The organism is Streptococcus suis (assembly GCF_019856455.1).
Taxonomy (GTDB): Bacteria; Bacillota; Bacilli; order Lactobacillales; family Streptococcaceae; genus Streptococcus; species Streptococcus suis_AE.
Map to the genome: position 1 here is coordinate 1,902,359 of NZ_CP082205.1, position 21,188 is coordinate 1,923,546.

Here is a 21,188-nt window from a genome sequence, read left to right on the forward strand (position 1 = left end):
TTTCTCTTATTCAAACATGCTGCCAAACAAACCACGAATGCGATCTGTGATGTTTCCCTTAGCAGCTGGACGAACTTCTTCTTCCTCATCATGGTAAGTAGGAGCAACTTGTTCCTCTACCTGATCAACTGTGTTCAATTCGTTCACGATTTCTCTTTGAATTGGCTGACTAATCCGAGGACGAGCAACAGGAATTTCAACTGGCTTATGTCTCAAGGTAGTTTCACCATTTACTGCATGTTGGGCAATATTTTCTACATCTTCTAACTCACCAACATACTCAACAAAGCTAATCACACTTGCAAATGCTGGATTGCGGATACCAATTTGATTTGGAACATAAAGTTTAGTGTTAACACCAAACACTTCTTGGGCCAATTCTGTAATTCCTGGTAAGATAGCACCACCACCTACAATAACAATGCCTCCTGGTAAATCTAGAGCACGTGTACGCTCCAAATCTTGTTTCACACGGTCAAAAATCTGACGTAAACGTGCCGCAATCACTTCTGAAAGGTAGCGCTCGGTCACTTCAACTGGAGCGTTTTCTCCAATCACGTCAACAGTGAATTTTTCCTTATCACTTGCATCTTGCGGATAGGCAATGCCGTAGTTGTATTTCAAGTTTTCAGCAATACTCTTTGAAGTTGTCAATACTTTTGAAATATCGTTTGTGATGTAATCTCCACCTTCTTGGTAGATGTTTGTATATTGCAACTCTTGGCCACGCATAACAGCCACAGTCGTTTGACCGCCACCAAGATCAATGACAGTCGCACCAAACTCACGTTCACCTTCATTCAATACAGAGCGAGTTAGTGCCAACGGAGAAATTACAATATTTTCAACTTGGACACCTGCACGCTCCACCGTTTTACGAAGATTGTGAAGAATGGTACGTGGTCCTGTGTACAGCATCCCACGCATTTCCAAGCGAATTCCCATCATTCCACGAGGGTCCTTAATGCCTTGGAATCCATCGACAGTGAACTCTTCTGGAATAAATGAAATCACTTCGCGTTCTGGAGTCATACTCTTCGTCAATGCTGATTTTACAACATTCTCAACATCCAAGTCTGTAATTTCTTGTGAATCTGTTGTAACAGGAATCATCCCTTGAGTCGGTTCAATCTGAAGAAGGTTGGCAGGTAATCCAACATTTACCTTTTCAATGCGGATACCTGACTTTTCTTCTGCCTGCTCGATCGCTTTTTTAATCGCTCCAGCGGCCACCTCAATATTTACAATAATTCCATCTTTGACGCCAGCACTTTTTACATTGCTGACCCCAATCACATTCATTTCGTTATCAATATATTCTGCAACCAAGACTTTAACGGAGCTTGTACCAATATCTAATCCCGTAAAAAAGCCGTTCCTAGCCATTCTATCAGTCCTCTCTTACTTCCAACTTTAACAAATCATCTTCCATTTTGAAAAATAGTATAATTAGTCATCATTCATTATACCATATTATATCGAATTATGGTGTTTTTAAAGGATTTTTTTATTACTTTTTCTTTACAAAATTATCTATTTCAGCTTGCATATCTATAAATACCAACTTCCATATCAATTGTCGTTGGAACTGTCACTTCTGCCGCTATTTTTGTATAGTAAGGCAACTTCTGGCTAATCTCACTCAATGGAACTAAAACCGTATTTCCATCTGCCATATTGAGTGTCAGCAAATCCGCGGTCACTTTACTTGGCGTTAAATTTATTGTCTGAATAGCAGAACGAATTCCTGTATCTATTTTACCCAATTCAATGGCCAGTTCCTTGATTAATTCCTTGTCGGATAAATTAATCGTTGTGTAGCCTTCTGGCAAAGAATCCTGTGAAATCGGCTCTCCGCCAACCTCTCCACTAGACAATACTGGATACCACTGACTTTGTTGCTGAATGTAACCTATGATAGCGTATTCTTTAATTTGAATCGTAAAGGTAGCTGGAAACTGGAACTTGATTGTCGCTGTCTCAACTGACGAACTATTCTTCTTAATATTCTTTGCGTAAGCATCTGCATGCAAAGCTATAGTCACATTGTAATCATCCGGAGAGATAAGGCTATAATTTTCTACCTGTTCAGCAGTCAGTCGCTCATTTCCAACGACCTCTATTTGTTTTTTCTTGCTGGTTGGAGAAATAAAATACAAGGCTAGAGCTGCCAGTAACAAACTCGTCACAAGAACCGGAATAGCTTTCCAGACTACTTTGGAAGGAATATCAACTTTTAAAGGCTGGACCTTTTTCTCTGTCTCTGTCTTGGATTCCAGACTCTCTTGTCTTCTGTTTATTCCCTGAAAAAGGCCCCTTTTACTCTTTTTAGCTTCTGGGATCTTCTGTTCTGTCTGCCCCTCGTCAACTGCCTGAATATCTGCGTCATCTTTATGAGCAAGGTAGGCTTGGTGGCGTGCTTTCCATTGTTCGAAAAAGGCACTTTTTTCATCATCCGGAGCAGTCATATCAGGTATGTCTACATCCGTAGAAAGTCCTTTTTCTTCGGCTACTACAGATTCTTTCTCTGCTGGTGAAATTTGCTCTGAATCCAATTCTACTTGGGATGCCTGTTCCACTTCTAGCACTGATTCTTCTACATTTGAATCTTTTTCCGTCATAGAACCTACCTTCCCATATCTTCTCTAAGCAAATTGTAAAAACTATCTACTGACTGAATTTCATTAGAATTTGCCATGTTTTGGACATAAAATTCCTTATTTTTCAATAGCTCATCGACTTCTACTAACAGGCTGGCAAATGTCAATTGACTTTCATCAATCTGCTTAGAATATCCCTTTTTCTCTGCATAGAGAGCATTTTCAATCTGATCCCCTCGACTGGCCTGTCGTCCTAGTGGCACAATCAAATGGAGTTGTTGCATGGCAATCAACTCAAACAGAGTATTGGAACCACCACGGGTAATAACGACATCCGCTAAATCCATCAACGGTTGATAAAGTTCTGTCACATAGTCAACTCTATATAGGTTTTTATCTAATTGGTTGAGACTACTGTCCCCTGTCAAGTTGATAATATTGAATCGTTCGGTCAGAGCAGCACTATTCTGACTGATTAAATCATTAAAGACCTTAGCACCGCCCGAACCACCTACAAACAGTAGGGTCGGCAGACTTTTATCGAAGTGACTGAGAATTTCTGGCAACTGGATTGGTGTAACTTTGTCATTCGTTTGCCCCACTTTTGTAACCGCACCAACATGTTTTACTTTAGTCAAGCTGGCAGGTTGCTCAAAAGTACTATACATGGTCGTTGCAAATTTATAGGCTATTTTATTGGCCAATCCCATTGTTAAGTCTGATTCATGGATAAAGACCGGAACCCGCAAGAATTTAGCTGCAATAACTGGCGGAACCGATACAAACCCACCTTTTGAAAAAAGAGCTTGCGGACGAATTTTAGCAATAATGGCCAAGGATTGAAGTACACCGAAACCGACTTTAAACACGTCCAACATATTTTGGAAAGAGAAATAACGGCGCAATTTCCCAGTCGAAATAGAATGAAAATGGACATCTAAACCTGATTTCACAACCTGCTCATGCTCAATACCGTTCCCATCACCAATATAGTGGACTTCCCAGCCTTCTTCCAAAAATCGCGGAATCAAAAGGAGATTGAGCGTCACGTGCCCAACAGTCCCTCCGCCTGTAAAAACAATTTTTTTCATGATTATTTCAACTCCTCAAAGGTCTGTAAGAAGACGTCGCCACGCACCTCAAAATTGGCATACATATCCCAGCTTGCATTGGCTGGACTTAAAAGGACAATATCTCCTTTTTCTGCAATGGCAAAGGCTTTTCTAGTCGCATCCGCAATATCGAGAGCTTCTATCGTTCCCACTTCTGCCTTATCTGCAGCACGTTGAACACGGGGAGCTGATTGTCCAAGGATGACCATGTTCTTCAAGCCAATTAAATCAGGTACTAATTCATCAAATTCATTGCCACGGTCCAAACCACCGGCAATTAAAATGACCTTGCTATTGTCAAAACCAGACAAGGCTTTTTGAGTCGCCAAGATATTGGTAGACTTACTATCATTGTAGAAGGAAACGCCGTTAATTTCACCTACATATTGCAATCGGTGTTTGACACCTCCGAAGGCAGATAGGCTTTCTTGAATAGCTTGATTGTCTACATCCATCAATTTAGCTACAACAATCGTTGCCAAGGCATTTTCAATATTGTGCGAACCTGGAACACCAATCTGGTCAGCATCCATGATGTATTCACCCTTGAAATAGAGTTTTCCTTCTGCCAAATAAGCTCCATCAACTACTTCCAGCGTAGAAAAAGGAACGACAGTTGCCTTGGTCTGTCCAGCCAATTCCTTAGCTTCTTTCTGGTTGAAGTTGAGCACCACAAAATCCTCAGCCGTCATCTGACGCTGAATCATCCATTTGGCTGCTACGTAGTCTTCAAAAGTCCCGTGATAATCAATATGACTGGCAATAAGATTGGTCACAACGGCGATATGCGGACGGAAAGATTCTGTCCCCATTAACTGGAAAGACGATAATTCCATGACCAAGGTATCCTCTGCAGTCGCAGTTTGAGCGACCGAAGATGCTGGGTAACCAATATTTCCACATAATTTTGCAGGTTTATTTCCAACATTCAAGACTTCCGCAATCATGGTCGTTGTCGTTGTTTTGCCGTTCGAACCTGTAATCCCCACGATTGGAGCATCTGATACCAAGTAGGCCAATTCAACCTCTATCCATACTGGAATTCCTTTGCCAATTGCTTTTTCAACCATAGGATTATCATAGCGAATTCCTGGATTTTTTACCATCAAAGCGAAATCTTCATCCAATAATTCCAAGGGATGGCTCCCGCAAATTACACGGATACCATCTTCCAACAAAGATTGAGCAGTCGGATTTTCTTCAAAAGGCTTTCCATCGTTAACAGTGACGATAGCACCCAATTTATCTAGGAGACGGGCTGCAGATTCCCCTGATTTAGCTAAGCCTAGCACTAACACTTTCTTATTTTTTACAATATCAACCATCTTCATCTCAAATACCTTTACTTTCTAACACCTTATTTTAACCTTTACGAAGACCTTTTTCAAGCCAGAGGACAGAAAAACCGACGCAAAGCGTCGGTTCAGATTGAAGAAAAAGTCCATTTTGGACAATTTTCTTCAATCTTTTTTCTTAATGTTGAAAATTAAAAACTCTTAGAAACACTGGAATATCAACATTTCTAAGAGTTTAATGACTTGCTATCTTTCGCAAACTTCTTCTATTTTTTATATTTTTAGGAGTTTGTCTACGTTCTGAACCGACGCAAAGCGTCGGTTAATTTCATCTATATCTATAAGGACCAGGTCGCTCTGTCCTCCTCTGCCTGTCTTTCGGTTCTTTATCGAGATAATAAATATCCCGCATCGCCCAAAAACCAATCAGAATCATTAGTAGACCAACCCAAATTTCCTTTGAAAATTGCATGATTCTTAAAAATCCAAGTACCAAGGCAATCGCTAATGCTACCAGTAAAAATACTGCCGCAATCAAATTCATAGTCCCCTTAATATTGCGAGGTGCCACAAATATATAAAAAAGTACTAACATGATGGCGAGGATTAAATAAAACATGCTTCTTCTCCTAGAAATTATTCCTCAGTCGCTAATTTTTTCTTCTTCGCAGCCTTATCACGCTCTGCCTTGTTCAAGATTTGCTTACGAAGACGGATAGATTCTGGCGTTACTTCCATATACTCATCGTCATTCAAGAACTCAAGTGATTCTTCAAGAGTCAAGATACGTGGTGTCTTGATGACAGATGTTTGGTCCTTGGTTGCAGAACGGACATTGGTCATTTGCTTAGCGGTTGTGATGTTGACTGTCAAGTCATTTTCACGTGAGTTTTCACCGATAATCATTCCTTCGTAAACTTCAGTACCTGGGTTTACAAAGATGGTACCACGCTCTTCGATACGCATGATTGAGTAAGTAGTTGCCTTACCTTGATCGATAGAAACAAGGGCACCACGGTGACGACCACCGATCTCACCTTGAACAACTGGCAAGTATTGGTCGAAAGTATGGTTCATGATACCGTAACCACGAGTCATTGAAAGGAATTCTGTTGAATAACCAATCAAACCACGCGCAGGCACAAGGAATACAAGACGAGTTTGACCATTTCCTGTCGCAACCATATCCAACATATCACCCTTACGCTCAGATAGGGATTGGATAACAGAACCTTGGTATTCTTCTGGAGTATCGATTTGCACGCGCTCGAATGGCTCCATTTTCACGCCGTCGATTTCCTTGATGATAACTTCTGGACGTGATACTTGAAGCTCATAGCCCTCACGACGCATGGTTTCAATCAAGATAGACAAGTGCAATTCACCACGACCTGAAACAGTCCATTTGTCTGGCGAGTCTGTAGGGTCAACACGGAGAGAAACGTCTGTTTGCAACTCGGCCAAAAGGCGCTCTTCAATCTTGCGTGATGTCACCCATTTACCTTCACGACCTGCAAACGGTGAGTTGTTCACCAAGAAAGTCATTTGAAGAGTTGGCTCATCGATACGAAGAACTGGAAGTGGCTCAACTGCATCTGTCGGAGTCACAGTTTCACCAACGAAGATGTCTTCCATACCAGAAACGGCAATCAAATCACCAGCTTTTGCTTCTTGGATTTCTTTACGCTCAAGACCGAAGAAACCAAAGAGTTTTGTAACGCGGAAGTTTTTAGTAGTGCCATCTAGCTTAGAAAGGGTAACTTGATCACCAACTTTAACAGTACCACGGAAGACACGACCGATACCGATACGACCTACGAAGTCATTGTAGTCCAAAAGGGATACTTGGAACTGCAAAGGTTCATCTGAGTTATCGACTGGCGCTGGAATATGCTCGATAATGGTATCAAAGATTGGTGCCATTGTTTCTTCTTGGTCTGCTGGATTGTCAGACAAAGATGAAGTACCATTGATAGCTGACGCGTAAACCACTGGGAATTCCAACTGGTCATCATCTGCACCGAGTTCGATGAAGAGTTCAAGGACTTCATCCACAACTTCTTCTGGACGAGCAGATGGCTTGTCAATTTTGTTAACAACGACGATTGGTGTCAAGTTTTGTTCAAGGGCTTTTTTCAATACGAAACGGGTCTGTGGCATGGTACCTTCGTAGGCATCCACGACAAGGACAACACCGTCAACCATTTTCATGATACGCTCAACCTCACCACCAAAGTCCGCGTGTCCCGGTGTGTCCATGATGTTGATACGTGTACCGTTGTAAGCTACGGCAGTGTTTTTAGCAAGGATAGTGATTCCACGCTCTTTTTCGATGTCGTTTGAGTCCATGGCACGCTCATCCAACTGCGTACGTTCATCAAGTGTTTGGGATTGTTTCAATAATTCATCAACGAGGGTTGTTTTTCCGTGGTCAACGTGGGCAATAATAGCTACGTTACGGATGTCTTCTCTAAGTTTTGTCATAATATCCTCTGTATCTTTTAATTTAACTAAAAAAGTATATCACAGATTGGCGAAAAAATCACAGATAATCACATTGTAAATGTTTTCAGACAGTTGATTGAGAAGAAAAAGAAAAGAGATTGAAAATCAACCTCTTACAAAATATTTTCAAAACTATCTCGCACTTCCTGTGGCCATACGCTAGATTGAACTTCACCGATATGTTTCTTACGAAGCAAGAACATGGCCAGACGAGATTGACCGATACCGCCACCGATTGAAAGCGGAAAGAGACCATTCAAAAGAGCACGATGCCAATCAAATTCCAAACGGTCCTCGTCACCTGTAATAGCAACCTGGCGCTTAAGCGCTTCTTCATCCACACGAATCCCCATTGAGGACAACTCAAAGGCTGAACCAAGTGCTTCGTTCCAAACCAAGATGTCTCCATTGAGTCCTTTGTAGCCTGCTTCTGATGGGCTTGTCCAATCATCATAGTCTGGTGCACGTCCATCATGTGGTTTACCATCTGCCAGTTCACCGCCGATACCGATCAGGAAAACTGCACCGTATTCTTTGGCAACCACATTCTCACGCTCTTTTGGTGTCAAGTCTGGAAAGTTCTTCACCAAGTCCTCTGTGTGGATAAAGGTAATCTTCTTCGGTAAGACAGATTCGATATCGTAGCGTGCTTCAACTGCAAGCTCTGTCAATCGAATGGCCTTATAGATTTGTTCGACCGTTTCCTTCAAATAAGCCAAGTTGCGACGACCATCAGGGATAACCTTTTCCCAGTCCCACTGATCCACGTATACTGAGTGAATTGGATCCAAGGAATCCTCATCTGGACGCAGAGCCTTCATGTGAACAAAGAGTCCTTCTCCCTCATTAAAACCGAAACGAGCCAAGGTATGGCGCTTCCACTTAGCAAGTGAGTGAACCACTTCATAGGTCGCATCTGGAATCAGCTTCACATTAACAGTAACCGCATTCTCCACACCGGACAAATTATCCTGCATACCATCCCCGACACGACTCAAAATCGGTCCTTGCACTTCTACGATTTCTAGCTTGTCTTTCAAATACTGAGTGAATGTATTTTTGACGAAAGAAATCTCCTCTTGCTGATGAATGAAGCTTTTCTTCATACCTTACCTCCTTAAATTTATACACCTTATTATACTCTTTTTTACCTACTTGTAAAGTCTTTTTATTAAATATTCTGATAATTTAATAGAGGTGTTTCACTTCGGATGTCAGTACTTCTATCACGCCCTCTGTCAAGCGTCTAGGACCACGCACCGCCCTGACTCCCAAGTCCATCATGCGCGCTCTCGGCAAAACATTATCGGAAAACTGAGCAAGCAATTCCACCTGCATGAGTTTCTTTTCTGTCGGAATATCTGATTCTCCATGATTTTCCAAGTTTGCTTCTAAGACACGACAAACATAACGAATGGCCTGTACCGGCGCTGTAACATAGATGGCTACGATGTCCCCGGCTTGAATAGTTGATTTTTGTGGCCAATAGACTACCTTATTTTCCGCAAATTCGGTATCGATATCATAGACCTTGGGATTGGCTGGAATAACCCAGTAATCAGGCCCTTGCGCCGCCTTGTAGGATTTCGGTCCCACCAAATAACGACTTTTCTCAAGGAGGGCAAACACCGTCTGGTCCTCTAACGTATCATCCAGCAAGACTGACACCCAAGACTTCTTAGACATGTGATAGGCTGGGAAAATGCCCGACTGACTTAGTAGCTCTGCTATTTCCCGAACATCGACCTTGAGATTGACAATCTCCACCTCTTCTTGAGAACCGCTCCCATCCAGCTTGTCCCTCGGAATCTGACTGACCAGGGCATACCACTTATTATTGGAGGGATGGCGAAAAGCACCATAGGTCGGCAACTTGGCAAAGGGATAGTCAGGAAGGTCGCCCCACTTCTCCTTGATGAGCTGGGCTATACGGTTGCTTTGGTCTTTGGAAAATGGCAGAGCGATACAGCAGGCCTCCTCTACTCGATCCAAAATGGACTGATAAGCCTCACGTACCTGCCCCACAAAAGCCCCAGCTGGCGCAGTCACCAGATGGGCGGTATAGGCCTCCTCCATCTCACAATCCCAAACATAGGATGACAGCTGACCAGCCTCATCCACCTCCACCACCGCCTCAAACTGCCCCTCCATGAAGACCTCACGGTAGATGTAACGATTGTCTGAGAAGATAAAACCGAAAGGGATGAGGGAGGGGAGGTGGATTTTATAAGAATTAACTGAAGACATAGGCATAGTTCTCTCTTGAAACAAAATCAATAAAATCTAAAATTAAAGTTTATCAACCAAATGATATTCAACAATATCTTTGGTTTTCCGAATTACTTTTCTAAATTCTAGTTGTTTTAAGGGATTAGAAATAATAGTAAGCTTAGAGGAACTTTCTAAATTTGAAACGACAGAAAGAAAGTAATTCGACTTATAAAATTCAGCTTGTTGATACTCTTTTAAAGTTAGTCGAATATCCCCGTGTTTTCCCCTAATTCCCTTTACCTCAGCTAAATAATTATTCTTTCCTACACTGAGCTGAAAATCATATCCATCACCATACAAACGAGCATCCTCTATAGTACCACTTTGGAAAACGGACTCTTTTTGATAATTGTTCATAAAGTACAATTCAGCTTCTAGTCCTGTTTCTTGTAATCTTTTGAATTTTGACTTCACTATAGGACTTTCAATTAATGTTATTTCCTTTACATTATGAACTTTCTGAAGGTACAACTTAACGATGTTGGCATAATTTACAACATCTTCATTTCCAAACAAGCTATCAATTAGTTCTTTTCTAGGGCGATAATCTTCCATTCTTTGATAAATTCATTATCGAATTTAGCTAGACCATAGCCTAATAGATTTAATAGTTCGTAATATTTGTGACGGTTTCTATTTGACATATCCTTACCCCCACTTATGCAATGTTTCTTCAAAAAGATTATTATATCTATTTATATTCCCCCTGATTTCATTACACTTAACCGAATCATACGTTATTATTCTGCCATCTTGATTTTCAATTTTAAATCCATGCACTCCATCAGTTTTTGCATGAGCTAATAAATTCCTTTCCTTTAATATATTTGAACGGTAATTGTCCACAAAGTTGTCGTATCTTTCATCATACTTGTCATCATTTGAAGATTTTAACATCTTAAATATTTTATTTACTACCCTAGCAAGTTTGTCTGAATCCATAACATAAGCCCGTTCTTGTTCTAAAACCGCCTTCAAATACCCCTCAGAAGCACTAGTCGAATTTTGATGAACTTTACTTATTTTATTATAAAAATCTCTCCCTTGTTTTTCTACATACCTATCTAAACTATTTTTTTCGTCTTCAGTTGCTAAATCAATATATTTTGAAATAATTAATTTCATCTTTTGATCAAAAACACTGACATTATTCATCAATAAACCACGTATACTTAGAACATTTTCTGTTTTTAAAATATTTTTGTCAATAATTTTTTTAGCCTTAGGGATAAATTCGTAATTCTCACGACTACAAACATATGTCCCCTCAATAAACTTTTTAGATAATTGATCCTCAATATCATTTTTCTGAACTGAGCAAAACAATATATCTGACAAAATATTTTGTCTTCTAATGACTTCTATAGCTGAAGTTCCTTTTATTGAACCAAGTAAATTTAAATCTATGAAAATGACATCAAAATGCTTCTCATGTAATAACTTGACTAGCTGTTCGGTATTCACAGTATCAAATCTTGTAACCTTTAATAAAAAATTCCTATCCTTTACATATCTTTCTAGTTTACGATAAATATTATTATACCAAGTTGTCGTATCCTCAAACCATAAAATATTTAAATCAATACTCATTTAAAAAACCCAATTCTAAACAGAATCCCCTCTCATTTTTTTCATGTAATTTTATATAACCTCCATTCTCTTCCATAACACGCTTAACATGAGATAAGCCGACCCCGGTACTTTCTGTTGTTGTATAGCCTAATTCAAATATTCTATCCGGGGTAATTATGGCGGAAGAGAGCCCCTCCCCATCATCTTTAAATTCCATAACCGTATAAATTCCATTTGTGTAAAAATCTAAATCTATATTACTTGCACCTGCCTTGAAAGAATTATTTACTAGGTTATCAACAACTAGCCCTAGCTCAGCAGTATTAAATTTTATTTTGTTTGTTAAAATCTTTTCAGGCTGGTATTTAAATTTTATTTTACTATATCGATCTTTGGTAGGCTTAAGTAAATCTTTTATATATTGCTCAATAAACTCTTGTAGTATAAAAGACTGAGTTTGATCAGATAATCGAAAATCTGCTGAGAATGCTAAATCATAAATTTTCTTAATTTTCTGAGCAGAAATAGTGATCCCATATATATCCTCATCCACCTCAGCAATAATGTCTGTTGCTTGATACTCATTTAATATCTGACTAATTGAATTAATTGATAGTTCAATACTATCAGACTCTGTATACATAGCATGTAGAGCTTCCGTCGCATTCTCAAATTTTGGATTTGTCAATTTTCTTAAAAATAAAGCCTGCTTACTTGTAATCTTCAATTCTTGTTCTGTAACCAACCGCTTTTCTCGCTCAACTTCTTTTGCGACTTCTGCCTGCCTCTGCTTTTGTTGAGCCTCAATCTTTTCTCGCTCAGCCGTCTTACGAGCAAGTTCTGCCTCCCTACGTTCTTCTTCTGCAATCTTTTTCGCTTCTTCTTCTTGTATTCTTTTTTCCTCAAGAGCTTTTTTTTCTTTTCTCCTAATTTCATCAACTTCTTTACGAACAACTGAACCTATATTTGCACGCTCACTAATCAACTTATTAACAATAGGTTTCAACAAGTCAATTAACAAAGTAATACGTTCATCGTTTCCCGAGAGACCTTCTCGATTAGTTGTCGAAATATCTTCCAATCTATCATGATCCAAAACGTCAAATGAAATTTCCCCCTCTATGTAAGCACCAAATGCTTGAGTATTATTTAACAAGGGCATAAAATCTGAAACAGCTAATTTATCACGAACATATAATCTCAATTGATTAGCTTTATAAACTTGATTCCTTATAAATCTGTCCTTTGTATCCGTTCCAGTATTTTCAAGAGCTTCAGACATATTGATTGTACTATGGATACCAATCCATCCTGTTAGCTCGTAAGTAATTTCTTCTAGCTCTCCATCAATATTCAGAAATTCCTCTTTACCAGTTAAACTAATTCTTGATATCTCAGAAGGATATATTCTTTTTACCTGACGCAGTTTATTTGACACTTCCTCTAAATCCGCACTTATCTTTACCGAATCATTTAGCAGATCCATATTGACCACTGTTTTATCTGTTTGAAAAAAGGCATAAAAATTTTTAAATCCAATGACCTTAGAAACTTTTGAAAACTCTATAGCCTGATTTACATCGGTCCTATACGCTACTTCAATGTCTGCCCCAAGATTATCCAAAAGATAGTAGTTTGCCAAAGTCATCTTCAAAGACTCTAGTTTCCCTTCAGCAAAACCCGCTAAATTGACACCAACAGACTTGATTAGCGTACCGCTCTCAATTTCATCCCAGATTTTTGTATTCTCAATATGTACATCATCGATAGGTACTCGCACTAGTTCAGGTATGTCACTGTCTAATGCGTCAGTTGAATCTAACATCCATGCACTTGCAATGCCATCTTTCTTTGAGACTATATAATATTTTTTAGAAAGAAATAACGTTGCTAATTTTCCGATTCCTTTCCTCCCCTTTGTTTTTTCTGATAAATCTTCACTTGATAAACGTTTATTCCGACCAATCAGAGCATATTTTGTAGATAAATCATCATAGTCCATTCCACTACCGTTATCAATAATTTCTAAGATAGAATTTTTTTTATCAATAGATTCAATATAGAGATTTACCTTAGTAGCACCTGCATCTAGTCCATTTGCAATTAATTCAGATATAGCACTCCATCTATTGGTATACATTTGCTTTCCCAATAAATTTAGTGCATAATATGAAAAATTAAACTGAATTTTATCCTTTTCAATCATAACAATTCCTTTATAAATTATTCTCTCTAAAAAAATCAGCTATTCTATTTGCTAAATATATACTTAGAATTGGAGGGACTGCATTTCCAATCTGTGTATTCACTGCTTCAAACCCTCCAATAAAAACATAGTCATCAGGAAAAGATTGAATCCTAGCTCCCTCTCGTGCGGTTAGAGCACGATTTTGACTGGGATGAATACATCTCAACGATGATGGGGTTGATAAATTATTAGTGATTGTGGTTGAAGGTCTGTCCCACCACAGTCGTCCATATGTATTACTATACCCCGAAGTAAGAAACAATTCTTTGGGTAATTTTCCTTCTTCAACCATACTGTTTATATCATCTTTTCCTTGTCCCTCTTTTAGAGCTTCCATGATTTTAATCATTCTATCACCATGTCGTCTACTAGCATGATTTTTTAATTCTATCGTATTTCCTCTCATTAATTGCTGATAAACCGTTACGGGTTCTCCTTGATAGCTATTCATAGTCTCATTATTTCCTAAAAGAGGTAAATCACTTATCGCTTCTCTTAATGTTATAGGATGTTCATTAGCTATACTATTTGGGAATCGCCACTCTACATCTAATTGTAAATCATTTCTCACACCAATAATAAAGACACGTTCTCTATTTTGAGGAACTCCGAAATCTTTAGCATTTAGTACCTGAATATGTAGGTTGTAACCATTCGCATCATTAAAGTCAGAAAAATCTTGAAAGCTCTCTTTTACATCTTCCAAAACAGGCTTTTTATCATCATTTTTCATTGTCAATAAGCCTAACACATTTTCAAAAACAAACATCTTTGGTTGCAAAAATGATAGCAGTCTTCTATACTCCTTATACATTTTTGCCCTATTATCAAATTGTCTCTTTCCAACGGTACTAAATGATTGACATGGAGGTCCTCCAATCACCAAGTCAATATCTTTTATATTTACTCCTATATTAGTCAAGTAATCAATATTAAGATCCGCTATATCTCCTTCTATCATTGGGATATCAGGATAATTCTGCCTAAATGCTTCAGCTGCATTCTTATCAAATTCGTTGGCAAAATTTATTTTAAAATCATCTCTCCTAACAAAAGAATTGTCAACAATTCTTTTTTGAAAACCAAATGTTAGTCCTCCCGCACCGGAGAATAAATCTACAACATTAATCATAAAATATCCTTACTTTTACAGTGTAAATAACTTGTTTATTGTCTTATCAAAGCATAAAACAACCCCTATTTTAGATTATACCACAAAACCCAGCCATTTTAGGCTGGGCATTTATCATATTCTACCTACTTAACCAGTTTTTTCATTTCTTCAATCCGTCCTACTATCACATCATATTTATTGTCATCAATCTCGAAATTTTTATTCTTCATTAAATTTTTCAAGCAACTCCTCAGCGATAGCTTGACTTTCCAACCTCAGCAAACTAGCTTGGTCATCCGAATGATATGTAAAAGGGGATAAATTGCCATACCAAACGAGATTACTATCTAAGATAACTGCGGTCGTACCAATCCTTTCTGGTACAAGCTTCACCTTTACATTGTCACTGTTTAACCCCATTAGCCACTCACTTAACTTATGATTTTTGGAAACATGAATAACTACTTGTTTTCCTTGTAACTGCCCCAATAGTTCTTGAAACTTACTAGAAGTAAGCGTATGTAATTGTAAATATGCTGTTGAGCAAGTGTTCCGCAAATCCTCTCTAAATTTCTCTTCGTAATCCCTACCACTATATAATACTTGGGTTTGCTCCTTTTCTCCAACTTGGTATGCCATTTTTCGATAGGCTATCTGACGTTTCTGATACATTCTTTCAAGATAAGGAACGTGTATATCTAGATAATCGACTATTCTCACCTCAGATTTACCTCGATAGGGACGGTGAAGCCGCCCTGCATACTGTATGAGGTTATTTTTCCAAGACAAAGGAGCTGCCAAAATTAGTGTATCCAACTTTGGCATATCGAAGCCCTCTCCAATAAATTTTCCTGTTGAAATGAGGACAAATGGACTATTCTCATCTAGCTCACTGATTCTTTTCAGGAGTTCTTTCGTATCTCTTCTTTTACTCGCTCCACTTAGACAAAAAATATTGGGCATTTCTTTTTCAATAAGTAGTTTTTCCAATAGTTCTATATGTTCCCGTCGATTGACTAAGACAAGTATATTTCGCTTTTCTTGATATAGTTTGAAAATATCTTGCACAATCAAAGTATTGCGATGTAAATCTTTGGCAAGCCAATCATTAAGGGCTGCAAAGTTCGTACTATTCGACTGTTCCAAGTCCAATTTCCCAAAAGATGTTAGACGGAGTAGTAACCTCTTTTTAAAATCGTATTGCCCTGATTGAGCAGTATGTAAAATTGGACCAATCCTTTGAAAAACAATTGGTTGGTGTCCGTTTTTTCGTTCTGGCGTTGCTGTTAAGCCATATAGATATTGACCAGCAAATTGAGCAACTACCCTCTCAAACTGCAAGGCTGTCACATGATGACATTCATCCACAATCATCATATCGTAATCCGACAAAAAGTCGGAAATAGTGTCCAATTGGAAGAGAGATTGAATCATAACCACATCCACCAGTTTGCTCCTCCACTTTTTAGAAGCCCCGTATTGTCCGATGTGCCCTATTACTTTTACAAGCCCTGAAGGAGTATAGCGAACCGCCTCTTTCTCTTCAATCTCTAAAAATTCACCCAACCTTTCCAACCACTGCTCCATCAGTTGACGATTATGAACTAAGATAAGCGTTCGGCATTTCCTTTGTGCAATCAAGGCGGCCCCCAGAACTGTCTTCCCGAAACCTGTTTCAGCACATAGCAAGCCATTCTCACTAGCTAATAAATCTGCCAAAGCAATCTCCTGCTCAAAACGTAAGATCCCTTTGAAAGAAATCTGAATCGGAGATAGAATGTTGCGATTATCCGTAACAGTTACTGTTTCAAATATTTCTTGTAAGCTTGCAAGTATTCCTCTTGGAAGATGCAATGCTTCATCCGTTTCTTCAAATAAATAGATGCGTTCTGGAGTCTGATAAGTTGGCTGTCTAGTCGCTTGTTTTAAATAAAATTCAGGATTAGAAAAAGATGCCAGCTTTCTCAATAAATAATTTGTCTTCGAAGAAATAGTCCTCTTCTCAACTCGAATAACGTTTGATAAGCTACAATCTAATACTGTATCATCTACAGAATCCGAAAACTCCTGTCCTAAGAAATCTAGTATTTTCTTCTGTTCAATTTTCTTAATCTGTTGAAGATAACTCCATTGTTCCAAATAGGGCTGAAAATGCCTATCAACAAAAACGGTTCTTCCCTTCTTGAAAGCTTCCCCTTGTAAGGGTAGTGCGATAAGATTGCCAAATCCTCCCTTGGGCAGAATATCTTGATTTGGAAACATACGGTCAAATGAAGAAAAGCGAATATCTTTTGACTCCTGCATAGCCAATTCCAGCAATCTTTTTCCAACATTTCTCGCCTGCTGACAAGCAATTTCTTCCTCGAAGAAAAACCAGAGATGAGCACCATTGCCCGAACGAGAGATTTCGATATGCCCCTCAAAACCATGTTGTTCTGCTGTATCTCTTAGAATGGAGACCTCTTCTCTCCAATTATTTTTATCAAAATCAATCGCCAAAAAGGAACACGTGTCTGATAAACTCATTGGAAAAATGCCAATACTGATTTCGCCACGTAGGTGAGCCAACAATACCTGTTTGGTCAAGGGTTGACAAGTTCTCTTTTCAACAGGAAGTTTTTTCCAACCATAGTTGTAAGAAGGAAAATAGTTGATTTTTCCATTTTCATCAATATAAGACTTCGCATAAACATCTATACGTCCCTTAAATAGGCTGAACAGAATGGAGAGTTTCTCATCGGTACTTAGTTGATGTTTTTGTTCTTCAAAGTAATCATACAAATGCTTATCACTTATCAGAAACTGCTGATTGTTATCTTGAAATTGCATTAAATTCAGAATCTTATCGGTAGCATAATAGGGAAAACGAGCAAGATGCTTTGCAACCTTACCCGTTAATTTTTCATAATAATAAGACATGTGAGTTCCTCTTTAATAAATATCCTCAAGAGCATGATATTCCTTTACTGCTTTTGACTGAACTATTTTTTCTCTAAAGTTCAGCTCTTTCAACGGATTTTCGATTGTCACAATTCTAGGAACATTGTCCAGATTTAACACTAAAGACAAGACAAATTGATTGGGAAACTCTTTTGCTTTAAAAAACTCTTTCTCAGTCATTCTAAAACGCCCTCTGTTTTCTCGGATTCCTTTTACTTCGGATAAAAAGATCTTGTTCGTCGTCGTGACTTGAAAATCATACCCATCCCCATACAATCTGGCATCCTCAATACTCCCTGCTTTAAACAGAGGCACTGACTGAAAATGTTGTAAAAAGTATTGCTCCGCTTCTAAACCCGTTTCCTGCAATTTCCGAAATCGTGTTTGAACAATCGGTCTTTGAACTACTAAAATATCCGCCAAGAACCCCTCTTCTTTCAAACTCATTTTCAAAATATCTGCAAATTCCTTTACATCTGCCGTGCCAAATAAGCTATCTATAAACAATTTCCGATGCTCATAAACATCTTTTTTCTGCCACCAGCCTCGACGACCATTTTCAAAATAAGGATCAAACAAATCCATACGTTGCTTGATAACACCTGTTGTTTCCGCCAAACCAATCTGAACACAATACTGATAGAAATCCGCCTTTGTTTCGAAACCAAATTGCTTGATTAACTGGGTATCAAATTTAGCCAGACCATAGCCAATTAGATTTAATAAATGATAATATTTGTGTTTACTCATAACTTATACCTGCTCCATTTATTGTCCTCATTATACCCCTATTTAGGCTGGATACATACACTAATTTCTCGTTATTCAACAACCCCCAACTCCTCATACATTCTCTCACTTGATAAATCATTCTGACCATTCAAGAGGAGATTTTCAAAAAAGGCAGTTAAAAAGTCTGAGCGTTTATTGACTAACTTAGCATTGTCAAGTACAAGGGCATCTCGAAAATATTTGGCATGTTTTTGAAAAGGCTCATTATCAATCTCAAAACCAAGTGAGCGAAGGTATTTGATGAGAAATACGGTGATTGTTCGAGTGTTCCCTTCTCGAAATGGATGGATTTGCCAGATGCCTGAGATAAATGATTGGATATGAGCAACAATAGCTTTTTTATCTAATCCACTATATGAAAAATCTCTTTCTTGTTGGAAATCGTAATCCAAAGTGGCGGCGATTAATGGAAAATCTGAATAAATCACAGTATCACCCTTTAAGACGGATTCATTTTTTGTAACGTTAACCGTTCGATATTCACCTACTGGAATACCACTGTCAAAAACACCTTGAAAAAGCTCTTTGTGGATATGTAAGAGGGTGGTTGGTCGAAGGCTAAAACCATTTTGAGAAAGCATTTCAACAATTCGGAGAGAGACAATATCCGCCTCTTGCGTACTGGCGTCAGTTGACTGGTGGTATTTCGTAATCTCCTCGTACACCTGCTCATAGGTGTACTCTCCATGAGCTTGCCTATCAGCCAACTCCTCCATATAAACAGACGGAGTCAACCCATCCACTTTTTGAAGACCAAAACCAGTTTCCCAGAGTTCTTGCTTGGTTTCATAAGAAAGATTAGGATTATCAATATTGTAGGTTGGTTGCATGATCGATCCTTTCTGACTAATTTAATTTTCTATCCTATTTTACGATAACTGTTTTCCCTACCTATTTTTTCACATTCAATCTCACCATCAGTAACTAGTTTATTGACTATCTTTCTGATTGTTTCTTTTGACATCTTTAAACTAACCTTGTCCCCTATTGCTTTTATAGTATACCATTTTCCACTATTCAATATGTCAATAATAGCAATTTCATTCTGAGACCTATTTTTACTAATTTTTAATTCAATCGGTAGTATCGAGCATTTATAACCTAGATTTAATATGTTGTCATAAATCTGAGAGAGATTGATCATGGAGAATACTGGTAAAAATTTATCAAATTTTTCTTTATATCTTTTATCGATAACTCCAAAAACAACTTCTATTTCATTATTTTCAATAAAACTAGTTCCGAACTTCGCTTGAACCTTTTTTTCTATATGTTTTATATAATCATTGTCATTTTTTAATAGCTGCGCAGAAACCAATCCCTGAGCAAATAGATGGCTCAAAGAGGAAGACGAACCTCCTTTTTTTACATGGATAAACTTCCTATCTCTAGTTATAATATCCGCTGGTTCAATCTTACTTTTTCCCCAACTAGGTGCCTGATAATTCTGTTTATCAAATGATTGATAGTCGCTAGGTTTAGTTTTTGCAAACTCTTCATTATACTTCGCCTCATTCCAATTTATCTCACAAGCAATTGGTTCAATTGTAGACCTAGGGATGCTATAAATTTTCTGCAAGATACTAGTATAATAATCACTCTCAATTTTGAACCATTCTCCGTTATTTAAAAAATAACGTTCGTCTTCATATTCAGTTTCAAATAACAAGCAGTTGTATACTTTGTCAATCTTTTCAGACTTTCCGGTCTTATTATTCCAAAAATATAATGAACTGTTATTTAACTTGGAAGCAATCTCATTCTCAATCATTGGCTCCAAATATTCCAAAAATAATTCTGTCGGAATATCATCATAAAAATTATTATAATTAGCTCTTATTTTCATTCCAGAAATAAAATAACCGTCTACTACGCTCAAATCAATTAGTTTATTAGATCCAATTGATATTTTTTCAATATTTTTCTCTCGAATGTTAACTATCAATTGTTTATCTAAAGCTAATTTAACACTATCTTCCTTTACCGGTTGAATAAAGTCAATCCACTCAAATCCTTTCTCTTTGTACTGCTCACCCTGATAAAAGTTGAGGATTTCTTTTAACACTTTAGAAACAGCAGTGTTTGCTTTAACTGAAATTTGTAGAGCATCCGAGCCATGAATATTATTAAAACTTGTATTTGAACTAGCTTTGCCTGATATTGACTTTATTATCTCAGAGTCAGTTTTTATATCCAAAAAATTTTGAGAAACATAATTGAAGGACTGTCTTTGTGTATCAATATAATCTGTAGAAATATTTAACGTATTTATGCTTTTGATATTATTTTCTGAAATTAGATTAATTGCTGTTTTTAACCCAAAATTTTTAACTATTGAAGAACTTTTAAGCATTGTTCTACCATAACCATATAGGATACTAAAAATCTTTTTCTGATACTTCAACATAAGCAAAGCTTTATTAGATTTATTTTTATAATCCTCTTCACTTATTGTGGATGTAGTAAATTTATTCAATTCCTCAATCCATTCAACAGGAGAATCCGTAGTATTAGCTATATAAATTCTACCTTCTTCTATTCCTGCACCCTCCGTCGTATCAACAATAAAATAATCTTTTTTATCCTGAAATTCATCCTTTAAACATTCTTCAAATGATTCCTTGTTATGCAAAACTATATTGTACTTCTGAAAATTACTCACTTCCCTTACCTCCTATTTGTTCTCATTATACCACAAAACCCAGCCTTTTAAGGCTGGGCATTTGTTTAATCTAGTGT

15 protein-coding genes and 1 pseudogene are annotated in these 21,188 nt (G+C 37.8%); all 16 read right to left on the reverse strand.

Annotated features, from left to right (window positions below; translation table 11 throughout):
* Nucleotides 1–6: 6 nt before the first annotated feature.
* Complete coding sequence (gene ftsA, locus K6969_RS09130) at nt 7–1,386, reverse strand: cell division protein FtsA (protein ID WP_024375744.1); 1,380 nt, start codon at nt 1,384–1,386, stop codon at nt 7–9.
* A 152-nt stretch (nt 1,387–1,538) separates the two neighbouring features.
* Entirely contained in the window at nt 1,539–2,621 is a 1,083-nt protein-coding gene (locus tag K6969_RS09135; protein ID WP_029174031.1) for a cell division protein FtsQ/DivIB, read from the reverse strand.
* 5 nt (nt 2,622–2,626) lie between these two features.
* Nucleotides 2,627–3,691: a UDP-N-acetylglucosamine--N-acetylmuramyl-(pentapeptide) pyrophosphoryl-undecaprenol N-acetylglucosamine transferase gene (locus K6969_RS09140; protein ID WP_029175605.1), complete on the reverse strand. Its 1,065-nt coding sequence runs from the start codon at nt 3,689–3,691 to the stop codon at nt 2,627–2,629.
* 2 nt (nt 3,692–3,693) lie between these two features.
* A complete protein-coding gene (gene murD / locus K6969_RS09145; protein WP_171942554.1) occupies nt 3,694–5,043 on the reverse strand; it encodes a UDP-N-acetylmuramoyl-L-alanine--D-glutamate ligase in 1,350 nt (449 codons plus the stop codon).
* A gap of 292 nt (nt 5,044–5,335) precedes the next feature.
* Complete coding sequence (locus K6969_RS09150) at nt 5,336–5,626, reverse strand: DUF3165 family protein (RefSeq protein ID WP_002943024.1); 291 nt, start codon at nt 5,624–5,626, stop codon at nt 5,336–5,338.
* A 17-nt stretch (nt 5,627–5,643) separates the two neighbouring features.
* The gene (typA, locus tag K6969_RS09155; RefSeq protein WP_002943010.1) at nt 5,644–7,491 is read right to left on the reverse strand and encodes a translational GTPase TypA; all 1,848 of its coding nucleotides are present in this window, start codon (nt 7,489–7,491) and stop codon (nt 5,644–5,646) included.
* Nucleotides 7,492–7,625: 134 nt separating this feature from the next.
* Entirely contained in the window at nt 7,626–8,618 is a 993-nt protein-coding gene (gene asnA / locus K6969_RS09160) for an aspartate--ammonia ligase (RefSeq protein WP_015646534.1), read from the reverse strand.
* An 82-nt stretch (nt 8,619–8,700) separates the two neighbouring features.
* Entirely contained in the window at nt 8,701–9,759 is a 1,059-nt protein-coding gene (locus K6969_RS09165; RefSeq protein ID WP_029174028.1) for an MmcQ/YjbR family DNA-binding protein, read from the reverse strand.
* A 42-nt stretch (nt 9,760–9,801) separates the two neighbouring features.
* A pseudogene (locus K6969_RS09170) lies at nt 9,802–10,427 on the reverse strand (DUF3883 domain-containing protein).
* A gap of 4 nt (nt 10,428–10,431) precedes the next feature.
* Nucleotides 10,432–11,373, reverse strand: coding sequence for a hypothetical protein (locus K6969_RS09175; protein ID WP_171942553.1), 942 nt, complete (start codon nt 11,371–11,373; stop codon nt 10,432–10,434).
* On the reverse strand, nt 11,363–13,561 hold the full coding sequence (locus tag K6969_RS09180) for an ATP-binding protein (protein WP_029173605.1): 2,199 nt from the start codon (nt 13,559–13,561) through the stop codon (nt 11,363–11,365). The genes K6969_RS09175 and K6969_RS09180 overlap by 11 nt, the downstream gene beginning before the upstream one ends.
* Before the next feature lie 10 nt (nt 13,562–13,571).
* Nucleotides 13,572–14,735: a DNA cytosine methyltransferase gene (locus tag K6969_RS09185; protein WP_029173606.1), complete on the reverse strand. Its 1,164-nt coding sequence runs from the start codon at nt 14,733–14,735 to the stop codon at nt 13,572–13,574.
* Nucleotides 14,736–14,936: 201 nt separating this feature from the next.
* A complete protein-coding gene (locus tag K6969_RS09190) occupies nt 14,937–17,636 on the reverse strand; it encodes a TOTE conflict system archaeo-eukaryotic primase domain-containing protein (RefSeq protein ID WP_029173607.1) in 2,700 nt (899 codons plus the stop codon).
* Nucleotides 17,637–17,648: 12 nt separating this feature from the next.
* Nucleotides 17,649–18,407 carry a DUF3883 domain-containing protein gene (locus K6969_RS09195; protein WP_029173608.1) on the reverse strand — a complete coding sequence of 253 codons (759 nt, stop codon included), beginning with the start codon at nt 18,405–18,407 and terminating at the stop codon, nt 17,649–17,651.
* 71 nt (nt 18,408–18,478) lie between these two features.
* The gene (locus K6969_RS09200; protein WP_029173609.1) at nt 18,479–19,279 is read right to left on the reverse strand and encodes a Fic family protein; all 801 of its coding nucleotides are present in this window, start codon (nt 19,277–19,279) and stop codon (nt 18,479–18,481) included.
* A 29-nt stretch (nt 19,280–19,308) separates the two neighbouring features.
* Nucleotides 19,309–21,111 (reverse strand): DUF6119 family protein, encoded by a 1,803-nt coding sequence (locus tag K6969_RS09205; protein ID WP_029173610.1) that lies wholly within the window; start codon nt 21,109–21,111, stop codon nt 19,309–19,311.
* Nucleotides 21,112–21,188 lie beyond the last annotated feature (77 nt).

Bases quoted from the DNA above. Each gene is read 5' to 3' on its own strand.
- ftsA (WP_024375744.1), bottom strand. From the start codon at position 1,386: ATGGCTAGGAACGGCTTTTTTACGGGATTAGATATTGGTACAAGCTCC.
- K6969_RS09135 (WP_029174031.1), bottom strand. From the start codon at position 2,621: ATGACGGAAAAAGATTCAAATGTAGAAGAATCAGTGCTAGAAGTGGAA.
- K6969_RS09140 (WP_029175605.1), bottom strand. From the start codon at position 3,691: ATGAAAAAAATTGTTTTTACAGGCGGAGGGACTGTTGGGCACGTGACG.
- murD (WP_171942554.1), bottom strand. From the start codon at position 5,043: ATGAAGATGGTTGATATTGTAAAAAATAAGAAAGTGTTAGTGCTAGGC.
- K6969_RS09150 (WP_002943024.1), bottom strand. From the start codon at position 5,626: ATGTTTTATTTAATCCTCGCCATCATGTTAGTACTTTTTTATATATTT.
- typA (WP_002943010.1), bottom strand. From the start codon at position 7,491: ATGACAAAACTTAGAGAAGACATCCGTAACGTAGCTATTATTGCCCAC.
- asnA (WP_015646534.1), bottom strand. From the start codon at position 8,618: ATGAAGAAAAGCTTCATTCATCAGCAAGAGGAGATTTCTTTCGTCAAA.
- K6969_RS09165 (WP_029174028.1), bottom strand. From the start codon at position 9,759: ATGTCTTCAGTTAATTCTTATAAAATCCACCTCCCCTCCCTCATCCCT.
- K6969_RS09175 (WP_171942553.1), bottom strand. From the start codon at position 11,373: ATGAGTATTGATTTAAATATTTTATGGTTTGAGGATACGACAACTTGG.
- K6969_RS09180 (WP_029173605.1), bottom strand. From the start codon at position 13,561: ATGATTGAAAAGGATAAAATTCAGTTTAATTTTTCATATTATGCACTA.
- K6969_RS09185 (WP_029173606.1), bottom strand. From the start codon at position 14,735: ATGATTAATGTTGTAGATTTATTCTCCGGTGCGGGAGGACTAACATTT.
- K6969_RS09190 (WP_029173607.1), bottom strand. From the start codon at position 17,636: ATGTCTTATTATTATGAAAAATTAACGGGTAAGGTTGCAAAGCATCTT.
- K6969_RS09195 (WP_029173608.1), bottom strand. From the start codon at position 18,407: ATGAGTAAACACAAATATTATCATTTATTAAATCTAATTGGCTATGGT.
- K6969_RS09200 (WP_029173609.1), bottom strand. From the start codon at position 19,279: ATGCAACCAACCTACAATATTGATAATCCTAATCTTTCTTATGAAACC.